This window comes from Photobacterium atrarenae, from assembly GCF_024380015.1.
Classification (GTDB): Bacteria; Pseudomonadota; Gammaproteobacteria; order Enterobacterales; family Vibrionaceae; genus Photobacterium; species Photobacterium atrarenae.
In genome coordinates this window covers 1,129,410-1,151,523 of the sequence record NZ_CP101509.1, presented here as the reverse complement: position 1 = coordinate 1,151,523, position 22,114 = coordinate 1,129,410, and the positions used below count along the sequence as shown (strand labels likewise).

Sequence of the window (22,114 nt, the reverse complement as noted above, 5' to 3'; positions counted from 1 at the left end):
ATTAAATCATTGAAGATAAAGGACTAATTAAAGCCCCGACAACAACCCAACTTAAAAGCTGGCGATGCATTTGTGTTTGAAGCCACACTCCTTCCGGGCGAAGTCATCCTGGCTAAGCCGGCGCGAAAAAAAGCAGCGCCGAAGCGCTGCTGGTCAATTGGGTCATTTCCCGCGTTGGGACGCGTGACGCCGGTTATCACGAACCTGACGGTTCAATCCCGAGCTGCTCAGCCGTCGCCGACTGCCGTGGGCTCTCTGCGGTAATTGCCTGCATGAAGGCTTTCAGAGCCTGTGCTTCCTGTAGCGTCAGATTAAGCGGCCGGATTTTTTCAGACAACTTCGGGTAGTTCGGATCGTACTTGCTCCAGCCAAACGGCGCATTGCTGGCCATGCCTTCCGAATACATGGAGATCACCCCGTCCATGGTATGCACCAAGCCGTTATGGAACCACGGCCCGGTGTTCATCACGTCACGTAGCGATGGCGTTTTGAACTTCCCGACACTGTCGCTGTTGCCATTAACGTTGAACTGGCCCAGATCTTCGTAGAACGCCTGATAATAGGTCAGTCCGACATTTTCAAAGGCATGGTTAGTCAGCTCCGGTCCCATATGACAGTTCACGCAGCGCCCGTTGCGACGGTAAATATCCAATCCCCACAATTCCTGATCAGTCAGCGCGCTGGTTTCTCCCGCCGGGGCCTGGGCCAGGAATCGGTCAAACCGGCTTTCCTGACTCACAATGGTACGCTGGAAGGTCGCCAGAGCCATGCCGAGCTGCTCGGCCGTGATCGGCCCCTGACGAAACACCGCTTCAAATGATGCCGGGTAGGTCGGGTGCGCATTCAGCCGCTCAACCAAGTGCGGCAGTGACTCGGCCATTTCCAGCGGATCCTGGATTGGCATCAGCGCTTGCTGCTCCAGATCCAGCGCCCGGCCATCCCAGAACAGGACCGGCAAAAAGGCGCTGTTGACGATGGTCGGCGCATTTCGTTTGCCCCGCTGGCGATCATGACCGATAGAGACTTCACGCTGATCAGTCCAGCCTTTTTGCGGATCATGGCAGCTGGCGCAAGACACATCCCCGGCCCGTGACAAAAACGTGTCGAAGAAAAGTTGCCGACCCAGCTCGACTTTGTCGGCCTGATACGGGTTGGCATGCGGAAACTCAGGTTTGGGCATCAGCCCCATGGTTTGATGCTGCACGATATCATCGACAAACGGTGCCGGCCAGTTCGCCGGGGATGTCGCATAGTCCTGACGCAGCCGGGCCATGTTCGGCTGACCATGGTTGTTGACCGAGCGCGGATCTTCGGTGGCCCGCGGCTCAAACTCCGTCGCCATCAGCAACACCCGCGCCTGCTGGCCCGGTTGTGCCGGGACCGGCGTCAAGCCGGAGACGGACGGCAATGCCAGAGTCCCGAACCCGGATGTTGTCCGGACCCAGTAATCCCCGGCTTCAGGGTGATTCAGAGACGTCTGATAAAACAGCGAGTAATCACCGCCAGCAACGTCCTGATGCAGCAACAACGCCAGCTCTGCCGCGGTTGGCACCCGCCAGTCGGTACGGCCACAGGTGTTCGCATCATTGAGCTGCTGTAGCAGCCCGTCCAGAGTACAGGTGTCCTGATCACACTGAGCAACGTCAGTATCCGCGACGAAGGTGTTGGCAGTGTGCGTCACATCGTCAGGGCTCGGCGTCAGCCAGTACACATAAGAGAAACGGCCGTCGCGCAGGAACAGGTTATCCCGCACCAGTCCGCGCATATCGTCCAGACAACGCCACGGCGTCTGCGCGTAGCTGTCCTGCTGCGCCTCCCGTGCCAGCGGCTGCCCGTGTGCATTGAGGCGGATAAAGCTCTCCGCTTCCGGCTGTGGCTCAACTTGCTGACTCGGCAGTGTCGGATCGCGGTACTCGCCGCTGACCAGCATTACCGAGGCCGGTTTGCGCTTATTCTGGGTCGCCACCGTGTGTCGGTTCGCCCCGAAACTTTGGCGATACGCCAGGTTATCGACTTGCAGCTCACTGGCATCTTCTGCCAGCCAGTACGATTCAAACCCAACCTGCGGGAAGAAATACGGATCAATCGCGGCCTGGTTGCGATCCAGCGCATAGTCCTGCTCGCTCACCAAATTTTTCATTTCATAACCGAACGGCAATCGCCAGTCGTCCTTGCCGCACCACTGCTGCGCGTTGGCATAGTCGATCAACGCCGCGGTATTACACGCGCTGTCCTCCAAAAAGCACTGCGCGGCTAAATTCGGCAACGTCGCCACCCAATCCTGCCAGGCATAGGTTTCCTGCGATGGCGCTGTCGGCACTGCCCAGGTGATCCCCTGATGCGTCTCCGCGTCCGAGACACACTGCCAGTGCGGCGCGGCTGCCGGGTCCTGCAGATCGATTTGGCTAAAGCGCTGCGGGTTCTGATCCACCCGCAGCAACCAACGGATTTCCGTGACCCGATCGGCATCCACTAATTCAAGCCGGAACGCATCCGCCCCGGTGGCAGTTATAGGCGCCTGATAGGTGAGCGTATCGCCTGCAAGGATCACCTCGCCCAGCTTCGGCGGCTCGATCAACCGCAGGGATTGACCCGGCTTCAGCGCATATTGATAAGAAAACTGCGCCCCTTGCGTCACCTGTGCTTTCGGCGTTAAGGCGACCGTTTGGGTGCCTTCCGTTGTCGTCGGCGTCCCACTCGTTTCACGACCAACCGCTGACGACGGCTGGCCCTCGGAGCCGTTACAGGCACTGAGCATCAGGGATACACCCAGCGCGACCGCACTGAATTTCAGATTCGAGCCGCTCATTGCTGCTTCACCGAGGTTGAGATCAAGCGTACCCGATACAACGAGCTGTTCGTTTCACCGCTGCTTTCTGCCCATTCCGACTGGAATGCCACGGCCATATGCTGAGTTTCCGGAAAATATTCACCAGCAGTTTGCGTCCAGTAATAACTGTTCTCTTCGACCACGGTGTCGTTAAAAATAGAGTTCACGTAGCCCGCCCGGTAAGACATCCCTTCCATGTCGAATACAAAACTATCTACCAGAATCGATTTAAGTTCGGTTTCCGTCGGCAGACGCCAGTCATTACGGCCACACAGAGTCGCGGCATTGATGGTGTCAACATAGCTGCGGGCCTGCTCAAACGTCATCCCCGGCAGGTCTTTGTCCACCCGCTGCCAGAGGATCTGAGTATTTGGGACTTCCGATGCAAAGTAGGTATCTGTGGTACACGCCCACACTTGAGCCGACTGGTCCACCAGCGGCTGACCGGATACGCCGTTTTTGACGAAACGGTTCTGCCAGTTGGCATCTTCATCGCCATCGGCGTTGATCTCCGGCTTGAGGGTCGCCGTGACTTCATCAATGCTATCTTTGGCTTCATCGGCAATCACCGCGCCGCTGACCAGCATGGTCAGGCGCGGCTCATTGGTTGAGCGCGGCGGCATCCGGTCATCCGCAAAATCGCTGCCCATCCACATCACATGGGCATCGCCCACCGTCGAATTCGAGCCCTGCCAATCGCCCGGTGTCGCATCGGCGTCATGGCCGTTCGCATACTGGGTGAAGGTGCCGGTCCAATACGCTTCATCATAATTGGCATCCACAAAAGGAAAATAGAAGCTGTCGATCGGCGACAGTCGCTGGGCTTCATCAGTTAACTGCTGGGACAGAATCGTTTTCCACTCATTCCGGGTCGGCAGCCGCCAGTCAGATTGACCGCACAGCTGCTGCTGATTTGCCGCAGCGACCAGAGTGTCGGTATTACAGGTGCCGGTCAGGCCACACGACGCTTGGGCAAAATCCCGATGGTGCTGGCTGCGATCGCCCCAGTAATAGCTGGAATCAAACGCAAACTCGCCACTAGCCTGCAATGTTTGCCAGGTCAGGCCGGTTTGCGCGTCCTGCACACAGGACCAATCTGTTTTGGCCAGGGTCATCACCTGCTCGTCCGGGCTCAGCACCTGTCCTTCGGTATCGACCTTCAGATAACGCGGCACGAACGTCTGATCGGCTTGCTGATGCTGAGGCAACGCGTATCCGGACACCTGGTACGCCACGCCATCAACTTGATAACGGATTTCAAAATGATAGTGCAGGGCGGAAGCCTGAAGGGAAACCGGATGGGTATCCGCTTGCTTGAGCGCGACCTGTGCTGTGTAGGGCTGAAACACAAACAGGCCCGTACCCGGATCGACCGAGGCCCGGCCAAAGTTGGTCTGGATCTGGCTGACTTGACCCGCGGTTTGAACGGAAACACCCGGCGCTTCAAATGTCAGGGTCGATACATCGAGTTGTTGGATATGCTCGCTGGTCAGCTCCAACGTTTGTGCCGTCTGGGCAGACGATTCACCTTGCGTCTGGGTTGGCTTGGAGGTCTGCGTCCCGGTGTCTTCACTGGTGGCGTGGCTATTGCAGCCACCCAAAAAAGCGACAGTGAAAAATACTGATAACTGATTGTATTTCATTATTATATTGCATGTGATTATGAGTGGGCGCAGATATTACGATCGCGCATAATCAATTGCAAGTGAAAATAATTCGCATTAGCAGTACGCATTAATCACAGGGCATGCGCCGTATAGGCTGATCCTCCAACAAAAAGGGCATAGGATTGCCCCATGCCCTTTGAATCGCCATCATGTGTGTACTTCACTCAGGATACGGTTTACAGCGCTATCTGAGCCGTCTTCACCTGTTTGCTTTCCCCCACCTGGGTCCACGACAGATACAGGTTCTCACCCGCGGCCGTCAGTGAAGGAAAGCCGGTCGAGCGGGCCGCAGGGGTCTCTGCAGCGACCACCTTATTCAGCAGCACACCTTGCTGACTGTACTTCGCGACGTTAATTAGCGCTTTTTCGCCTTGCTGATCCATCCAGGCCACTGCAATATCACCGGAATCCAGCGTGGTGATCGCAATCCGTCCCATGGTATTTCCTTTGCTGATCATCACCGGCGCAGCAAAAGTCGCTCCCGCATCGTTTGAAACCGCCAATTTCACCTGCGCCACATCGCCACTCATGGTAAACCAGGCCACAGCGACCTGCTCGTCTGCTGCGGTGATCGCCGGGCCGTTGACCGGACAGCCTTCGATTTGCCAGTAATCTGCGTACACCGCAGTTGGCTGTGTCCATTGCTGATCGACATAGCGGACGACGGAAATATCGCGGATCTCGGATTCGGAGCGATCCCGGTAGGCCACAATCGGCCCTTCGCTGGTCATCGCAGCACTGGTCTGGCAGCAATCGCACACCCGATGATCCAGCTCCCATTCATCGACGGTGTTGCTTTTGCTGTCAAAGATCCCGGCGCGAAGGGTCATTGCACCGCCACCATGGCCGTGAGCGTGACTGCCTTCGCCGTGCCCGCTTTTGGTATAACGGCCGTCAAGCCAGGTGACAAAGGTTTGCTGGCCGGACAGCGGCAGCATACTGACAAAACCATGTTCAGCACTGACACCGTCTTTGTGCGGCGTCATCGCCTCTCCCCACTGACGACCGTGATCGCCGGAAAAAGCCACTTTGACATCGTAGTCATATTTGCCATCGGCCCGCTTTTGCAGCCAGTGCGCGGCAAGGCGATCACCGTCAGCAATCATGGAGGGGAAGTCCGCCCAGTTCACAAACCAGTTATCCCCGGACGCGATGGTGGCCGGCTCATGCCAATGACCATCCTCAAGCGTGGCGTAGCGCAAGCGGCTGACTTGAGTCTCCGCATTCTCTTCCACCCAGGACAGGTACACCTGGCCGTCACTGTTGGTAAACAGGCGCGACAAGCTGCTGTGATCCCCGGCCGGGCTGACCAGCTGGTTGACGCTGGGTTGCTGGGGCTGCTCTTGTTGAAATTGAGCCTGTTGGGATTGGGAAGTACAAGCCGTAACAAGCAGTAACGGCAAGCTCAAAGCGCAGATCATTCGCTTCATCGGAAGTCCTTAATCATCATGAATAAAGTAATTGAATACGGGTTGGGGTGCAGCAGGCGCTGCGGGGGTCGTTCGTTATGTGGCGTTCTGTACCGCCGCGAGCGCCTGTTGGATGTCCTGCCGGGATTGCTCGCCCACCAGCATCTTCACAGGCTCACCTTGAGGATTGACAATATAGGTGGTCGGCAACACAACCGGTTGTGGCAAATTGGCCTTGATTTTCGACGGCTCGCTCAGCACCGGAAACCGGATGTCCAACCGTTCCAACGTTTGAATCAAATCCTGCCCGGCAAGGCTGTCGAAGTTCACGCCGATCATCATGACTTGCCCGTCAAATTCCGTCGATAACTGATTAAACGCCGGGATCTCCCGACGGCATGGTCCACACCATTCCGCCCAATAGTTCACCACCTTCCATTTTCCCTGCCAGGACAACGCTTCGCCGTATGCATCCTCAAAGGCATGCGCCAGCGATGTGTTCAGCAGCCCGCCCAGGAGTAAGGTCAGCAACGTCATTTTTTTGATCATGGGGTCTATCCGGTTGTGAAAATGAATGAACAACGCTCAGTTGCGCTCAACGAAACGCCACTAACATACATTAAAAATGCAAGTTATGATTCCGAGTTGCGCACACTTTCTTATTAACAAAATGATAACTGGCAAGAGTTTGATTTGCATCAAATCTGTAAGAAGATGTGAATGACTGGTTATTCTACCGACAGATTGACGCCTTTCGCCGTCTTCAAGGAAGCTGCGGACATCACTTGTTCACTTGCACGTCCTGGCCGGCGAGTATCTGTTGTCTCAAGGCCTGAGCATAATCCCGCATGATGCGGGCATTATCCGCCTTGTTTGCATCCCCACAAACATTCCCCCGATAATCAATGTCCGGGCTTGAGTAAATCGGCAACCTCAGGTCGTGATAACTCATTACCGTCCCTTCACCTGAACAGCTATAACCGCGAGCGTAGGGCTTCAACTTGTTTTGATTGGCTTCGGAGGTCGTTCGATTCAACCGGAGCGACAAATATGAGAACCAGATCAGTTCCTGATGCTGCGCCCAGGCCAAGTGGCCCAGTTCATGTTCGACCGTGTCATCATCGGCATCATGGGCAATCACAAACATGCGATCGTTCAGCTCGACCGCCGCTTCGCCGGAGAAGTCATCAAAATAGCGGTCGCTTTTGCCCAGCATCACGCCATAAAAATGGTTGGGCTGAGCATGAAGCCGTTCCAGAGCGGGCTTCCCAACCTGACGAGCCAGTCCCTGATAAACATGCTCAATCATCCACATCACCTCTTGGGTAAAATCGACGACCTGAATTTCCCCGAGTTTACGTCGCATCGGCACACAGGAGTTTGTCAGGATTTCGTTACTTGTCTGAATGGCGTCGTGAAGCCGGAATTGCACTTCATCCATGGTCTGATCTTTGAGCACACCTTCCGACACGAAAAAATGGATCGGGGTGATAACCACAGGTTCATCCGCGCACGGGGGCAATTCCAGCCCGCGCTGGTCAACCTCGATTGGATAGAACACCGGCACAAAGGTCAATGCGACACAGATCGCGATGATGAGAAAAGGGATTGAACGCTTACCGATCACTTTGTCTCGGCTCATAGATAATCTGATCTTTATCACCAATCCTTATCCTCGATATACAGAACGATAATCATAGGGAAGAGAGGCAATTTCTGCTATAGTCCCGGCCTCCAATTTTCATGTCACGGTTCAATCATCTGTGCCAGCGCGGCGCGCCATTGAAAACTCGTGCGAAAACCACCCCACCAACCAGCGTCGGCGAATGAGAGACTGAGAAACGTATGATGATGACGGAAGAACAAAGAATTGAGTTACAGCAAAATAACCCCCTGCACGGTCTGAAGTTAGAAACATTGCTGCAGGAGCTGGTCGATTTTTACGGCTGGGAAATTCTGGATACCGCCATGCGGTTTAACTGCTTTCATACCAATCCGTCCATTGCCAGCAGTGTCAAATATTTAAAGAAAACCGAGTGGGCAAGAGAGAAACTGGAGAACTTTTACCTTTACCGGTTTAAGCGGATGCCGCGTGCATCCAGCGAAGAGTTTGAATTGCCGCCACGTGCGCGTACCTTCCCACACGGCCTCAAACCAAAAGAGCCCATGGCACTGACGGTGGATTCTATTTTGAAATCACAAGCCAAAGCGGCGTCTGCGCACAAAGAGCGCTCATCCCGTGGTCGCCACACTCGCCGTTAATCACATGAGTTTTCTCCGGGAAGCATCACCGGCGGCCAAGTTTCTGCCCAGGTGTGATGGGTACTTTCTCCCATGGTTTCTAACGCCGTGGTCATGAAGTCAATAAATACCCTGACCTTAGCCGGTAAATATTCCCGCTTGGGATAAATAGCAAATACACCATTATCGGGTTGCGGCGGCCTGAAATATGGGTACAAAGAAACCAAGCTGCCGCTCTCCAGACCCTGTTTGGCCAGAAAATGTGGCAGTTGGGCAAACCCCAGCCCATCCATACAGAGATACGCCATCGATTCACCGTCATCGGTGATGTGCGTGCGTTCCAGCTCATAAGGCTGGTATTCCCCGTGTTCATCCGGCAAAAAGATCGGCTGGAGCTGCTGAGTCTCTTTGATCCGAAAACCAATCCAGTGGTGCTGTTGAAAATCATCGGCGCAACGCGGTGTGCCGTGCGCATCCAGATATTGCGGCGACGCGCAAACAAGAAAGTCCATCGGGCTAAGACGCCTTGCCACCAGACGACTGTCTTTCACGTAGCCCGTCCGCAGCGCGACATCAATATTGCTCTCGATAATATCGACGTGTAAGTCATTGATCTCAAGTTCCAGCTGAATGGCCGGGTATTGCTGGCTAAATGCCTGCAACAGCGGACGTAGATAAAGGTGACCGTAGCAAACGGCGGAATTAATCCGCAACGTCCCGCTGGGCGTATCATTCGAATGCTTCAGCTCTTCTTCGCAACTCGTCAGGTCCTGAATCATCTTCCGCACGGTATCGGCATAGCGTTGCCCCGCCGGGGTAATGCGCAGCTGTCGGGTGGATCGTTGAAACAGCGTCAATCCGAGCTGCGCTTCCAGCCGACCAATGGCCTTGCTGACCGTCGACGGATCCGTGTTACACATTCTTGCCGCCGCCGCGAAACTCCCGCCATCACATGTGGCTAAAAAGATTTCCAAAGATCTGAATTTATCCATGTGCTATCCCGAATCCGTTCATCCATTCGTTTATCTATTGACTGACTATAACAAGAAAATTCGTGAAAAGAATTCACGACTCTTTGGGAATCCGGCCTATTTTTCCCGCATATTCAGATGCATACACTGCAACCATCAACGACAAACAGTGTGATGGAATCAAGCATTATGTTGAAATTCATGAGTGTAAGAAAAATACCCACCAATCATCCCCTGGCCTATTTTTTCCTGGCCTTCATTGCGATGGCCGGGCTTTCCTATATCAATTATTTACCCAGTGTCGTCAATGCACTCGCGGGCGGCCTGGGCTTCAGTGATGCCCAGGCCGGGCAGGTCGTCGCACTCAATGGCTATGGCGGACTGCTGGGCAGTACGATCGCCATTTTCCTGGTGCGCCGGATCCACTGGCAGCCAGCCATGTATCTGTTTCTGGCTCTGCTGGCGGTGATTGATATCAGCACCCTGTGGGTGGATCACTATGGTGTGATGCTTGGCTGGCGGTTTCTGGCCGGAACGTTTGGCGGGCTCTGTGTCGGGATCGGCTTTTCCGTACTGGCCCGGTTGAACAACCCGGATCGCGCCTTTGGCACCCTGCTCTTGATCCAGTTCAGTATCGGATCTTTAGTGATTTACGGACTGCCGTCGCTCGAGGCGCTGCTGAACGCCTATGCGGTCTTTGGAGTCATGGCTGGCTTTGTCGCGCTCAGCTTGGCCATGATGCCATTTCTGCCGTCTCTTCCCCGGGACAACAAGTCCGCCGAATCGTCGATGCCGTTGCCCGAATGGTGCAGCAACTCGCTGCTGTTGATGCTGGCCATTACCGTCTATCAGATTGCCGCCAGTGCGGTTTGGGCGTATGTCGGACTCATTGGCCTAGGAGCCGACATTGATGCCGACCATGTCAGTCTGTCTATCGCTGCAACCGGATTATTGGGGTTGCTGGGCGCGATGTTGCCGGTCATCGGCGGCAAGCGTTTCGGCCGTCTGTATTGGGTGATTGCCGGTGTGGTGTTGTCGGTTATCTCAGCGCTATTACTCAGCATGTCACCACTGACGCCACTGCTGTACGTGACCGCGATGGCCTTGCTGTTCTTCTCCTGGCCCGCGGTTCAATCCTATTTGTTAGCCGTCACGGCTGAAATGGACCGTAGCGGGCGACTTTCAACCATCGCCGCCGTTGTGTCTTCGGTCGGTCTGGCATCCGGGCCACTGCTCGCGTCCAGCTTGCTGGATCACGGGAACTTCACCGTGATGCTCTACGCCTGCGCCCTGACATTCCTGTCGAGCTGTTTCCTGGTGCTCAAGCCGGTACTGGCGCAGGAAAAAACGGGAACAGAAGAAATGACTTCTCAATATCAATAAGGAACCCAATATGATTCGATATACATTCAACAAAATGCTGCTGGCCCTCAAGAACCGGTACGACTACGACGTCCGGTATCAGCAGGATATCCTGGCAACCAATCTGGGCGCGTTTCTGAAGTTTATGGGATTTCAGACTATGGCATCCCATTCAGGGAATGTCCCCGCGGGGCCGCTGTATGCCGCCAGAATCCGCGCCATTCTTTCGGAAGATTGCGGGCCATGCACCCAGCTTGTCGTTGATATGGCATTGGAAGCCAAAGTCAGCCCCGACATCGTGCAGGCGATTATTGATCAAGACTTGGACAAGCTGCCAAAAGAGATCGCCTTGGTGGTGCAGTTTACTGAGCTGGTGTTGGCTCACAATCCCGAGGCAGATGACTTGCGGGAAAAAGTACGCGATTTATGGGGCAATCAGGGACTGATCACACTTGGTTTTGCCATCAGCGCCTATCGGGTTTATCCGGCCCTGAAATACACCCTGGGATATGGGAAAGCCTGCAGTCGCATTCTGGTCAGCGAATCGGCATTCGCGCCGAACCGGGATGCGGCGCCAGACCGGGAGGCTGAGCATGGTTAGCCAACTCAACATCGGCATCGCATTACTACTTGGGTTGGCAGCGCTGGGAAATGGCGTCTTTATGATGATCGACCCCGAAACCTGGTACTGGCTGGTGCCGGGGGTGCCGGATCGAGGGCCGTTCAACCAGCATTTTCTGCGCGATATCGGGATGATTTACATGCTGATCGGGGTGGCTTTCATTTGGGGAGCAATGTACACCCAACATCGTCGGGTCCTGTGGGTCATGCCAACGGCCTGGTTGGCCAGCCACGCGATATTCCACTTCTGGGAAGTGTGGGTGGGGATCTGCGGGCCTGAGTTCCTGGTGATTGACTTTGGCGGCGTGACCTTACCGGCACTGTTGGGAATCTGGCTGGTTTATACCTGCAATAAAGGACAAGCCCATGCGTAAATCCATGCTCACAGCCTTGCTGCTCTGCCTGGGCATGGCCATGGGGCTCACCTTGAATATCGCCGTGTCTGTGGTGCCGCCCGAACCCAGCAAGCAACAAACGATCGAATGGCTCGACAATCCTCGCCCGGTGGCGAACTTTAACCTGGAGTCTGAGGCGGGTACGTTTACCCGACAATCCCTCACCGGGCGTTGGACCATTGTCTTGTTTGGCTTTCTACACTGCCCTGATATCTGCCCGACCAGTCTGGCGCAGTTGGCCCAACTCGTCGCCAACCTGGCTGACACGCCGACCAACACGGACATTGCCTTTGTGTTTGTCTCGGTTGATCCCAGCCGGGATTCAGTGAATGACCTCAGCCAGTATGTGCGCTACTTTGAGCCGTCCATTCTCGGCGTCACGGGCAGTGAAGCGCAGATAACAGCATTTGCCGACAGCCTTGGCATCCGATTTGAAGTCTCGCCGGATGATGAAGATTACAGCGTTGCGCATTCCATCAAATTTTCCATCATTGATCCGGAGGGCGTTTTTCGCGGCCGTTTCCCCCCGGGATTTGATGCGACCGCTTTGGCGCGGGAGCTTGCATTCAGGGTTGAAGCGGATCGCTGATGATGTTGTTTAGAATTGTCGATAGCTTGTTGTTGTGGAAACTCGCATCTTTATTGTCAAATTTCGGCGTGTATAACAAATCGTCATCACCTGTTTCATTGATTTATTCATGAGCGCTAATATCTCATTCAAATTGATTCATTTATTTTAATTCATGTTTCAATCAATAGATTTAAATGAAATAGTTATTCATCAAGAGATATTTGATGACGATTCATGAAATGGAAATTAAGATTATTGAAGCTGGCGCTCACCAGTTTTCTCGTGCTATTACAATGGCCAATCACTGTTTATGCCGAGCAAGGAGAACCGCAGACAGCGGTCTTTCCAAAACCTGACGGCCGGTACCAAATTGGTTTTCATCAATTTGAAATCACTGAACATAATAAATGGATTCAAGTGTCTGCCTGGTATCCCAGTGGATCACGGGCAACGGGTGAGCGGGCAACTTATGTGATCCCGGCAGTAGCTAAGGTACTTCAGGACAAAGGCTTTCCTGAAACTGAATATCAAGGACTCCCGCCGTCTTGGTCTTTTGTTGATTTGCCCACAGCTACGGGGAAACATCCAGTTCTAATCTACAATCATGGCTTTAGTACGTTTCCGCGTCAAAGTATGACTCGGTTTGAGTACCTCGCCAGCCATGGCTACATCACCCTTGCGCTCGGTCACCCGGAAGACACGATGGCCATAGAAAGGGAAACAGGAGAAGTGATTGTTCAGCTTGCTGAAAATGCTTTTCAAGCGGTTGACGAAGCTGATCTGGCTACGTTTATCGCAGGCTTAAAGCGTATGTCGACAGCGAAATCTCAAATTGAGTGGCAAGATGCGCTGGGGGTCGCCCTGAAAACACAAGTGTCAAACACCACCAAGCGTTTTGATACCTGGTATGCCAATAATATGATCTTGATCCGGGCATTCGATAAAATCCAGTCCGGCGCAATTTCGACGCCCCTCCAAAACCATTTAGACTTAGAGGCAATCGCCAGTTTCGGTCATTCTTACGGTGGTAATGTATCGGTTATTCTGGCCAACAAAAATCCAGCAATCAAGGTGAGCGTCAATCTTGATGGAGCGCTGTTTAACTGGACGATGAATGAGAAACGTCAAGTCCCCACGTGTTTCTTTTACGCCAACCAAGGTGAGTCGTATCCGGGTCTCAACGATTCCTTATTTAATGACACGATTCCCGTGTGTTCATTAACTTTTAACGACGCGAACCATATGAGCTTTACCGATCTGACTTACACCATGGCAGATGAGTCCGGGAAAGTGAATGGCTATCCCATTGGTCAAGAAATTAATCGTAAACTAAAAGATTATTTCGACACGCACCTGAAGCAAGCGAACCGTTGGCCGCCAGAGCCGAACGAAAATATCATCCAAAAATAAGATGATTCAAAAGAGACTTTGTCAATGATATGGTCTCTTCCTCGTATTGTTCACCAAACGTACAGCTTAAAGCATGCCAAAAGAGAAGCGATAACAATGAGGCCAAACCATGCAAAGAAGACTATCGCCTTCTCTTCTGTACATGCTTCTTCCATATCGGGCAAAAGTGCAAAAAAGTAACATCCGATAGGGACTAACTCATACATCCGACCCGTGTACTGATTATTCATGCCTAAAAACGGTGGTACATACAAGTAAGTTAGCGTGTAGCCGATGAAGAATACGGTGACCAAGACTCGATTCCAGCCAATAGGTTGGCCTTCTCGATAGAATCTGAAGATAAAATAAAACCCGCCTAAAATAGCTAAAATCAGAAACATGTTTCCCTTTTATTGATAGTTTCAATCCGGTTCGAAAATTCACACCTCTCAAGTGGAACACCTGTCTATTCTGCCGGACGTAGATCCTCAAACACACTTTAGGTAACCAGTATTCAGCTTGCCGTATTCCGGATGGAGTCCACAGGTCAATCATATTTTATTTGAGTGAACCAAGTAGAGACAATTCATCCGAAAAATTGTCGTTATGCGAGGCACTGAACCAATTTAACTTAATTCGTTGGATCAACCAAAGCAAAAGTCCCCTACTTGGTGAGTCCCATCATGCTCACGACCATAGTCCCCACATACAGAACAGCCGAGCCAGTGAACACCTACCAGCTCGGCCATCGACGTTTTATCTTAGTAACGTCAAGCGTACGCCCGCCACCGGCGAAATCAGAACACCTGCTGGCTGTCAATCAGCGGCACCCGAACCGACAGCGCGTTGAGGGCGATCTTGTGAACCATTTCATCGACGGTGGTACAGCAATCCTCAATCACTGAGACTTTATAGGATTCCGCGGCTTTTGAAATCGCGGTGTGGGTGACGCAGTTTTGGGTCATCATGCCGCAAATCAGTAGCTCTTCGACCTGATGCTTTGCCAGGATTTCTGCCAACTGCGTTTGCTCAAAACTATCCGCAAATCTTTTCACCACCACGGTGCTATTCGGCGTGCAGTCCTGAATATCAGAATGAATTTCAACACCCTGGCTGTCAGCATTGAAAAAGGGCGCCCAGCCTTTCGCCGGATCGGCCACATGCTGGATCAAAATCACCGGCACTGTCGCAGCGTGCGCTTTGGCAATCACAGCCTGGATATTGGTGAGGACTTGCGCGGTATTCCAGAGCGGATACTGGCCCTCCGGAAAGTAGTCATTTTGTAAATCAATCACCAACAGTGCTTTCTGAGACATCGTTTTTCTCCTTGTCTATCAGGGGTTGTTCTGTACTGGTGATGATTATTTCGCACTTGCGGTCTGCCCGGCAGTGTCTAAAATGACACAATTCAGGCCAAAAACGACAATCTTGGAGCGCCTATGGAAACGATTCGTATCGGCATCTACCACTATGCCAATGCACTGAAATCTGCCGTCTACGGGTTAGAAGAGATGTTTATACTGGCCAGCCGAATTTGCCGGGAGCAGCAGATCCCGGTTGACTTTGAACCTGTCATTTGTCGTGAACATGTCGCAATCTCGGAGCCATTTGCGGTGATAATATTACCTCCGAGCATCCAACAGCAAGATTACCTCAGCCCGCCGCTACAGCTCACCGACTGGCTCAAAGCCCAATATGATCAAGGCACCCGACTCGCCTCAGCCTGTGCAGGCGCCTTTATTCTGGCCGCGACCACGGTAGTCGGCACCCGTGCCATGACTACCCATTGGGGACTGGCCGAACCATTCCACCAGCAGTTTCCGCAGATTACACTCAACACCAACGACATCCTGATCGATCATGGCGATATCATCACCGCCGGCGGATTGATGTCCTGGCTGGATCTCGGACTGGAGCTGGTCACGCAATATACCTCGTCCAGCGTGATGCACCAGCTCGGCAAGGTACTGGTTGTCGATACCGCGCGGCGCGAACAACGGTTTTATCAGCGCTTCATCCCGGCTCTGCTGCACGGCGATCAGGCCATTGTGACGGTTCAGCAACGGATGAACCACGACTATGGTACCCCGCTTGCCATTTCCGATCTGGCAGCGCAAGCCAACCTGACCGAACGTACCCTGCAAAGGCGGTTCCAGAAAGCAACCGGCTTTAATCCCAACCAATATTTGCAGCGGCTTCGGGTCCAGAAAGCCTGTGAATTATTGGAAGGCTCGCAACATCCTTTTGAGTGGATTGCCCATCAGGTCGGTTATGAAGATCCCGGCGCCTGTCGTAAAACATTTCTGAAGATTATGGGACTGACACCACGCGAGTTCAGGGCGCGATTTTCCCGCGAAGAATCCCCGGGCCATCGCCCGCATCAACATCCGCACTAGCATCCGCACCGCCGTTAAACGGTGCTTCAACCTCCACAAAGGCCAGCACCTGGCTGGCTTTTGTGACACTACGGAGAGAATACCAATCAGTTTCGGTTGAGGGTAATGTCAGACACGAAGCCGTGCTCGGTGCTGATCAGTGCCTGTTTAAGCATGTGCGCCGCTTCCTCGGCCGTCATAAAGCCCGAAGTATCGATGTCTTTGCCGCTGGTGGCCCAGAAATCCGTTGCCATGCCGCCCGGATACACCGCAATCAGCTTCATCGGACTGCTTTTCAGTTCCAGACGCACCGACTCGACCAGTCCGCGCACCGCCCACTTGGCTGCACAGTAGGTGGATTCCCCGGCCTTGGCAACTTGCGCTGCGGTCGACATCACCACCACCACCTTCACCGGATGTTCGCGATAACGCTTCACCAGCGCCTGCAGCAGGAAGATCGTCGATTTGACGTTGTTGTCGAGCAGCGCGCTGATCGCTTGCGGATCTTGCTGTTCAATCGGGCTGAAATGGCCGCTGCCCGCACAGTGGATCACCATCTCCGGGATCGGATCCAGCTCGTCAAACAGCGCAGACACTGCCATCGGATCACAAAGATCGGTGACTTTCGCTTCGACGTTTCCAGACAGATTACCGGCAACCTGAAACAAACGCTGATGATTGCGTCCTGTCAACAATAACCGCTTGCCCTCACAGCTGTAGCGCTGCGCCAGGGCAGCCCCCAAACCGCTGCTTGCACCTGTAATAACAATCATACCCCTGCCTTTGATTGAAAAAATGACTTGTTTATTTTACACCGCTGGCCCGGCATCCATTCAACTCAAGCCGCACATTCGCCGTTAACCGCTTCCAGCGTCTGAGCAAAGCGAGACAAGGCCGGACTCCAGGCTGAGGGTTTCGGCGTCACGAAGTGAGTTTCGACCAGACCTAAGCCTTGCGGGAGCGAATAATAATGAATGGGATAGCGACTTTGATACGCCAGAACCGTGGCTTCAGGCAACAAGGCATAACCCATCCCGGCGACGACACAGCCCAAAATCGCCTCCAACGTGCCGAATTCAACCACTCTCGCTGCGGCGATGTCATTTTCGGCCAGAAACAGCTCGATGCGATGGCGATAGCTGCATCCCTGGCGGAACGCGACGAACGTTGCACCAAGCAACTCGGTGTGGCTCGGCAGCCCCTGAAGCGGTCGGGCCGACACCAGCACCAGATGCTCAGTAAATACCGGCGTTGATACAAACTCAGGATGGGTGATCCCTCCGGCGACAAACACGCAATCGAGCGTCCCCTCCAACAGTTGCTGCGACAGCTGGGCCGTGGGTCCGGTTTGCAGTTGTAAATCGATCTGTGGGGATTCGGCGTGGAACTGCGCCAAAACCGGCGGTAAACGCAGCGCCATAGTGGTTTCCATCGCGCCAATGCGCAGCGTACCGGTGTGAGGATTACCCTGGTGAAATACCTGGCAGGCCTCATCATGAAGCCGGAGCATCTGCTCGGCGTACCTCATCAGCTCCCGCCCGGCCGGGGTCAACACAGCGCGGCTTTTCTTACGCAGCAAGAGCTGCACGCCGAGTTCATCTTCCAGCTTCTTCACATGCGCCGTCACGTTCGACTGCACCGTGTGCAACTGCTCAGCCGCGGCGACAAAACTGCCGGTTTCTGCCACAGTCACCAACATTTTCAATGATTTTAGCTGCATTTCGGAGCTCCCTGCACCAGACACATCGTTCAATATATCTCAAAAAGTGATTTCTACAATCACCAAAAATCGTTTTTTGATATTCAGGCAACATGCAAAGATGGGGCAATTGCCCGGGAGTGACATTTCACACCACAACGCCCGCGCTTGAGCAAAGGACGTGCTTATGAATCAAAGAATTGACAGCACAGCGGCCAGCGCGTTATGCGTTGGCCTGAATGCCACCATCCTTGGGATTGGCCTGTCGCGATTTGCCTATACGCCCCTGATCCCGGCCCTGTCTGAGCAAGGCTGGTTCTTACCAGCGCTGGCCAGCTATCTTGGCGCTGCTAATTTGATCGGCTACCTGATCGGCGCCTTAACCGCCCATCAATTATCAGAATGGCTGGGTGCCAAGCGCACGATTCTCACCGCGATGGGGCTGGTCACAGCCAGCTTTGTGCTTTGTGCCAGCCCGGCAGCGTTTGGCTGGTTTGCCTTCTGGCGCTTTATCGCCGGCATGGCCGGGGCGATCCTGATGGTGGTCGGCCCTTCGCTGGCACTGCAATATACTAATGCCCGCAATCGACCGGTTGTTGCAACCATGATTTTCATGGGCATCGGTCTGGGGATATTGCTCTCTGCCAGCCTGATGCCCTATCTGTTATCCCTTGGCCTGTCGACCACCTGGCTGGCGCTTGGCGGCCTGTCGCTATGCGCTGCCGCCCTCGGCGGGCTGGGCCTGAAACGACTCCCGGCACGCGCCATGCCACACACCACGGATACGGCTCAATCACGTTCTCCGCTGCCCTCAGCAGTCTGGTTGATTGTGATAGCCTATGGTTTTGATGCCGCGGGCTTTATTCCACACACCATTTTCTGGGTCGACTATCTGACCCGCGAGCTGGCCATTGGCCGCGACGCAGCATTGCTGCAATGGGCGACTCTGGGGGCTGGCGCGATGCTGGGTCCGGTGATTGCGAGCCGCTTGGTCAAATTCGGCGGCTGGCAACGGGCGCTGTTGAGTGCCTATCTGCTCAAGACGCTGGCGATTGTCATCCCAGTCGCTAGTCATTCCCAACTGTGGCTCTCCCTGTCATCTTTTCTGGTCGGCGCGATGATCCCGGGGATCGTCTCGCTCACTTCCGGGTATCTGGCCGAGATTGTCGGGGTTCAGCAGCACAAACAGGTATGGGGACTGGCGACCGCCGGGTTTGCCGTCGTTCAGGCCCTATCCGGGATGGCGATGTCGGCCTTTTATGATCAATCCGGCAGCTACGCACCCCAGTTTCCGCTCGCGGCCGGGTTAATGGCCCTCGGTATGCTGGCGATCGGGTTCAGCCGCCACGTTTCTGCCGTACCCCATGACGCAGCAAAGCCTGACCTTGCGAATCAGAACCCTGCGATTGAGACCCCTAAAACGCAAAACCTTGTGCATCCCGGCAACGCCCAGCTGCAACCTACTCAACCATCCACCAGACCAACCACTCCACAGACGATGGAAGACCAATGAAACTTTATCTGAATGCTACTTCACCCTACGCCCGAGCGGTTCGTATCACAGCCATTGAGAAACAACTCGACCAACCCCTTGAACTGGTTTGGGTCGACCCCTGGCAATCCCCCGAGGCGCTGCTCGCCGTCAACCCGGCGGCCAAAATCCCGGTGCTGGTGACCGATACCGGTGCGCCCATCACCGAAACGCTCAATATTCTGTTCTATCTGGATCAACAGGCGCCGGGCGGACTGCAGCTTTTATCTCAGTTGCAACCTCATCCACCATCCCTGACCTTACTCGGGTTTGGTCAAGCACTCATGGATGCCGCCTTTCAAACGGTGATTGCCCGCAAACATGATGGCAACCGCGCTGATCAGCATGAACTCGCCCAGCGACGCATACAGGCCATCCACCGCCTGTTAGCGGCGATTGACCTTCATCTAAGCGAGCACCCGCATCAAACGCAACCCGACATTAGTATCTGTGATGTGGTGATTGGTGTCGCGCTGGCCTACCTCGACTTCCGCCTGAGTGAAATCCCCTGGCGCTCGGATTTCCCGGCCTTGGCGGATTGGATGACACAAATCGAAGCTCGGAAAAGTTTTGAAGCCACGCGGTTTGAATAAGTCAAAGCCATGGACTTTGAAAAATAAAAAGCCCTGAACGATTTTCATCGTTCAGGGCTTTGTTGTAGGTCAGGATATTACTTATGGTTTCGCTGTTTCTACGTATTGATATGCAACAATCAGTTTTGCCCCCTGAACAGGGATTGCACTGCCGGTAAACACAATCGATTGAGACAGTGGATAATATTGCCAACCATTCGCTGAGTCACGCTGGGCCTTTTGGCCATCAACCGTGACAGAGATGGAGGATGACAATATCTTATGGCTGTCTGCCAGCGTCAGCTGATAACCCGCACTGGTCGCGCCGGCATTCTTCGCCACCGTTTCCATAAAGGTGTCATACTCAGACACTTCATTGATATTCAGTACACTGCCAAAGGTTGCGACCGCCAGATCATCATACTGGCTGTATCTCGCAACGCTGGGGTCAACAACACTGTATACCCGATAACCACGATCCACGAACAGGTTTTTCTGAACATCAAACGTCCCACGATACTGGCTTCTTTCATCACCCATGATAATCACAGAAAGCGAAGCACCTTGGCGTGGGTAGCCCGCAGTAGTCACTGTACCATCTTCGTCGTCACCAAGTACCGAGCTTAACAACGCTTTTTCAGACCAGTAGATGCCACGCTCAGTTGCACTCCCATTTGTGCCGGGTTTTAAATCTTGTTCAATCTGCAGTACGTCATTGGTAAAACCGTTCCCTCTGAGCGTATCCGAGTCAGTCGTGATCGTCCCGACCATATAATCAATTCCGGCATTGGCCACCGTATTTTTAAAGCTCAAGGCCAACTGACTGATTTCATCCTGCTCATCACCCATACTGCCCGAGTTATCAATCACAAACAGGAAGTCCGCCCGGCTCGCGGTTTGGTCAACGGCTTCAAATGAATCCATTTGAACTTCAAGCGTTGAATCCACAGTCGCTGTAATATTTTCCGAAGTAGTCGATGTAATCAGATCAGAATACAGTGCATACTTATCTTTCGCGATCAGCGTTGAAGTCACCACCAAGCTGTCACTTGGCTCATCATAGCTAAAGACAACATCTAGCTGGAAGTCATTGACCGCCACTTCTGTAGACGCAGGAATTAAGTCATCGACTGTCCCCCCGACTTTATTCACCGCCATTAGCTTCAACAGCACGCTCAACAGCTCAGTGCCTTTCTTCTCTTCCCCTGAAGGCAAAGCAATATTATAACTGGCAGAAACATCCCCGTTAGCAAGTACCGTCTTGGCAAATTGAGACACACTGTTTCGTGGCAACTCACTCGATACTGCGCTCATCAAGCTACTGAGAATCGCATCTGCACTTTTCCCAGCATTCAACGACGGACGCTCAGCAACAAAACCAACGAGATCAATGTGCTCAGGCGTCGGGGCCAAAGATTTTGCAAAGGTCATCGCTTGCGGCTGCACAGCCGGCTCGCCGTAAATCACCGCCCCGTTGATATCACCGGTTGCTTGTTGGGTGCTGAACCCTTGTGGCAGGAAAACTTGTTGGGTTGATAGCACCACAGTCTGTGTTTGTGTGGTTGCCTGGCCAACTGTGATCAAAATTGATTTGGTTTGAATAATTGTATCGCCGGCATCATTGGTTTGCTCAACGTGCAGCGTATATTTTTCCTGTCCTGACGCCTCGCAAGCAACAATTTCAATCACCTCTGGCTGAGCCGGATCTTTCGGCGCCAGTTCATTACCGGATGCATCGGTCCAAATCACTTTATCTGTGTTCAACAGATTCGAAATCGTTGCACTCAGCGTGACCGTCTGGCCCGGATAAGCCGTTGACGCCGATGCTGTGAGGGCATTGATGATTGGTGCCGGGGTGTCTACCGTGCCTGTACTACACAGGTACTGCGTTTTTTGAACTTCATCCGCATCCAAGACGCTGTTCCGATTGGTGTCTAACCCAACCAGCACTTTTTGCCCACCAATGGCACAGGTGTTATCTTCTTTGGCAACCGCAACCACCGCCACTAAAGCATCATACGCTGTATTGCCATCTTCCCCGTTATTGCCATCTTGACTGTGACAAACATACTGCGTCGAGGAAACCTCCGCTTCATCCAGTTCATCATTTTGGTTTTCATCAAGACCAGACAGCACTTTAATCCCACCGGCTGGACATTGCGTATCACCTTCAGCAATTTTTTCAACGGAAACCACCGGCAGAATTTGCGTGCTGATAGCCCCTTCTTTGTTTTCAATCGATTTCTTAGATGAAGAATCATCATCATTACAGCCGACAATCAGCGCAACGCTCGCCGCAACCACAGAGAGCTTAAAAACAGAACCTAGCTTCACTCTTTATCCCTTTAAATAGTCAATTAGTTTCATAAAGTGCAAGATACTAAATCAGACGCATAAAAACCATCAACCAATTCAAACCAATATATTGATATGATTCATATTTTTTATTTCTTCTCCCCTCTATTCATTCAATTAACCACT

Annotated in this window: 20 protein-coding genes; 9 read left to right on the top strand and 11 right to left on the bottom strand. The window is 53.3% G+C overall.

All coding sequences use genetic code 11. The annotated features are described in order from the left end of the window. Positions 1-196 precede the first annotated feature (196 nt). From NNL38_RS21255 to NNL38_RS21235, 5 genes are all read right to left on the bottom strand, one after another. Positions 197-2,809: a cytochrome c peroxidase gene (locus tag NNL38_RS21255; protein ID WP_255390860.1), complete on the bottom strand. Its 2,613-nt coding sequence runs from the start codon at positions 2,807-2,809 to the stop codon at positions 197-199. Continuing rightward, entirely contained in the window at positions 2,806-4,473 is a 1,668-nt protein-coding gene (locus tag NNL38_RS21250; RefSeq protein ID WP_255390859.1) for an Lcl C-terminal domain-containing protein, read from the bottom strand. The genes NNL38_RS21255 and NNL38_RS21250 overlap by 4 nt, the downstream gene beginning before the upstream one ends. Before the next feature lie 200 nt (positions 4,474-4,673). Beyond that, positions 4,674-5,927, bottom strand: a complete 1,254-nt coding sequence (locus NNL38_RS21245; RefSeq protein ID WP_255390858.1) for a hypothetical protein — start codon at positions 5,925-5,927, stop codon at positions 4,674-4,676. 75 nt (positions 5,928-6,002) lie between these two features. Next, on the bottom strand, positions 6,003-6,455 hold the full coding sequence (locus NNL38_RS21240; protein WP_255390857.1) for a TlpA family protein disulfide reductase: 453 nt from the start codon (positions 6,453-6,455) through the stop codon (positions 6,003-6,005). A gap of 232 nt (positions 6,456-6,687) precedes the next feature. Further along, a complete protein-coding gene (locus NNL38_RS21235) occupies positions 6,688-7,548 on the bottom strand; it encodes a hypothetical protein (RefSeq protein ID WP_255390856.1) in 861 nt (286 codons plus the stop codon). 209 nt (positions 7,549-7,757) lie between these two features. Here NNL38_RS21235 and NNL38_RS21230 point away from each other — a divergent pair, with 209 nt between their 5' ends. Continuing rightward, positions 7,758-8,168 (top strand): VF530 family protein, encoded by a 411-nt coding sequence (locus NNL38_RS21230; RefSeq protein ID WP_255392301.1) that lies wholly within the window; start codon positions 7,758-7,760, stop codon positions 8,166-8,168. Here the strand turns inward: NNL38_RS21230 and NNL38_RS21225 are convergent. Then, the gene (locus NNL38_RS21225) at positions 8,165-9,139 is read right to left on the bottom strand and encodes a LysR family transcriptional regulator (RefSeq protein WP_255390855.1); all 975 of its coding nucleotides are present in this window, start codon (positions 9,137-9,139) and stop codon (positions 8,165-8,167) included. The genes NNL38_RS21230 and NNL38_RS21225 overlap by 4 nt on opposite strands. A 180-nt stretch (positions 9,140-9,319) precedes the next feature. On the opposite strand from NNL38_RS21225, the gene NNL38_RS21220 reads away from it, so the two are divergent. The 5 genes from NNL38_RS21220 to NNL38_RS21200 all read left to right on the top strand — a co-directional run bounded on the left by NNL38_RS21220 (position 9,320) and on the right by NNL38_RS21200 (position 13,477). Further along, positions 9,320-10,501 (top strand): MFS transporter, encoded by a 1,182-nt coding sequence (locus NNL38_RS21220; protein WP_255390854.1) that lies wholly within the window; start codon positions 9,320-9,322, stop codon positions 10,499-10,501. A gap of 10 nt (positions 10,502-10,511) precedes the next feature. Continuing rightward, positions 10,512-11,081 carry a hypothetical protein gene (locus tag NNL38_RS21215; protein WP_255390853.1) on the top strand — a complete coding sequence of 190 codons (570 nt, stop codon included), beginning with the start codon at positions 10,512-10,514 and terminating at the stop codon, positions 11,079-11,081. Beyond that, a complete protein-coding gene (locus NNL38_RS21210; RefSeq protein ID WP_255390852.1) occupies positions 11,074-11,475 on the top strand; it encodes a hypothetical protein in 402 nt (133 codons plus the stop codon). The genes NNL38_RS21215 and NNL38_RS21210 overlap by 8 nt, the downstream gene beginning before the upstream one ends. Next, a complete protein-coding gene (locus NNL38_RS21205; RefSeq protein WP_255390851.1) occupies positions 11,468-12,085 on the top strand; it encodes an SCO family protein in 618 nt (205 codons plus the stop codon). Before NNL38_RS21210 ends, NNL38_RS21205 begins: the two co-directional genes overlap by 8 nt. 216 nt (positions 12,086-12,301) lie before the next feature. After that, positions 12,302-13,477: an alpha/beta hydrolase gene (locus NNL38_RS21200; protein WP_255390850.1), complete on the top strand. Its 1,176-nt coding sequence runs from the start codon at positions 12,302-12,304 to the stop codon at positions 13,475-13,477. Positions 13,478-13,527: 50 nt separating this feature from the next. Here the strand turns inward: NNL38_RS21200 and NNL38_RS21195 are convergent, their stop codons facing one another. Then, entirely contained in the window at positions 13,528-13,857 is a 330-nt protein-coding gene (locus tag NNL38_RS21195) for a hypothetical protein (protein ID WP_255390849.1), read from the bottom strand. A 396-nt stretch (positions 13,858-14,253) separates the two neighbouring features. Beyond that, positions 14,254-14,772 (bottom strand): cysteine hydrolase family protein, encoded by a 519-nt coding sequence (locus tag NNL38_RS21190; protein ID WP_255390848.1) that lies wholly within the window; start codon positions 14,770-14,772, stop codon positions 14,254-14,256. A 123-nt stretch (positions 14,773-14,895) separates the two neighbouring features. Here NNL38_RS21190 and NNL38_RS21185 point away from each other — a divergent pair, with 123 nt between their 5' ends. Then, positions 14,896-15,852, top strand: a complete 957-nt coding sequence (locus tag NNL38_RS21185; protein ID WP_255390847.1) for a GlxA family transcriptional regulator — start codon at positions 14,896-14,898, stop codon at positions 15,850-15,852. Positions 15,853-15,938: 86 nt separating this feature from the next. Here NNL38_RS21185 and NNL38_RS21180 read toward each other — a convergent pair whose 3' ends face one another. Continuing rightward, positions 15,939-16,604, bottom strand: coding sequence for an SDR family NAD(P)-dependent oxidoreductase (locus NNL38_RS21180; protein WP_255390846.1), 666 nt, complete (start codon positions 16,602-16,604; stop codon positions 15,939-15,941). A 65-nt stretch (positions 16,605-16,669) separates the two neighbouring features. Beyond that, positions 16,670-17,551 (bottom strand): LysR family transcriptional regulator, encoded by an 882-nt coding sequence (locus NNL38_RS21175; RefSeq protein ID WP_255390845.1) that lies wholly within the window; start codon positions 17,549-17,551, stop codon positions 16,670-16,672. Positions 17,552-17,717: 166 nt separating this feature from the next. Between NNL38_RS21175 and NNL38_RS21170 the strand changes: the two genes are divergently transcribed. Beyond that, positions 17,718-19,043: a YbfB/YjiJ family MFS transporter gene (locus NNL38_RS21170; protein ID WP_255390844.1), complete on the top strand. Its 1,326-nt coding sequence runs from the start codon at positions 17,718-17,720 to the stop codon at positions 19,041-19,043. Next, a complete protein-coding gene (locus NNL38_RS21165) occupies positions 19,040-19,654 on the top strand; it encodes a glutathione S-transferase family protein (RefSeq protein WP_255390843.1) in 615 nt (204 codons plus the stop codon). The genes NNL38_RS21170 and NNL38_RS21165 overlap by 4 nt, the downstream gene beginning before the upstream one ends. Positions 19,655-19,735: 81 nt before the next feature. On the opposite strand, the gene NNL38_RS21160 is transcribed toward NNL38_RS21165, so the two are convergent. Further along, positions 19,736-21,967, bottom strand: a complete 2,232-nt coding sequence (locus tag NNL38_RS21160; protein WP_255390842.1) for a DUF7151 family protein — start codon at positions 21,965-21,967, stop codon at positions 19,736-19,738. Positions 21,968-22,114: the final 147 nt, after the last annotated feature.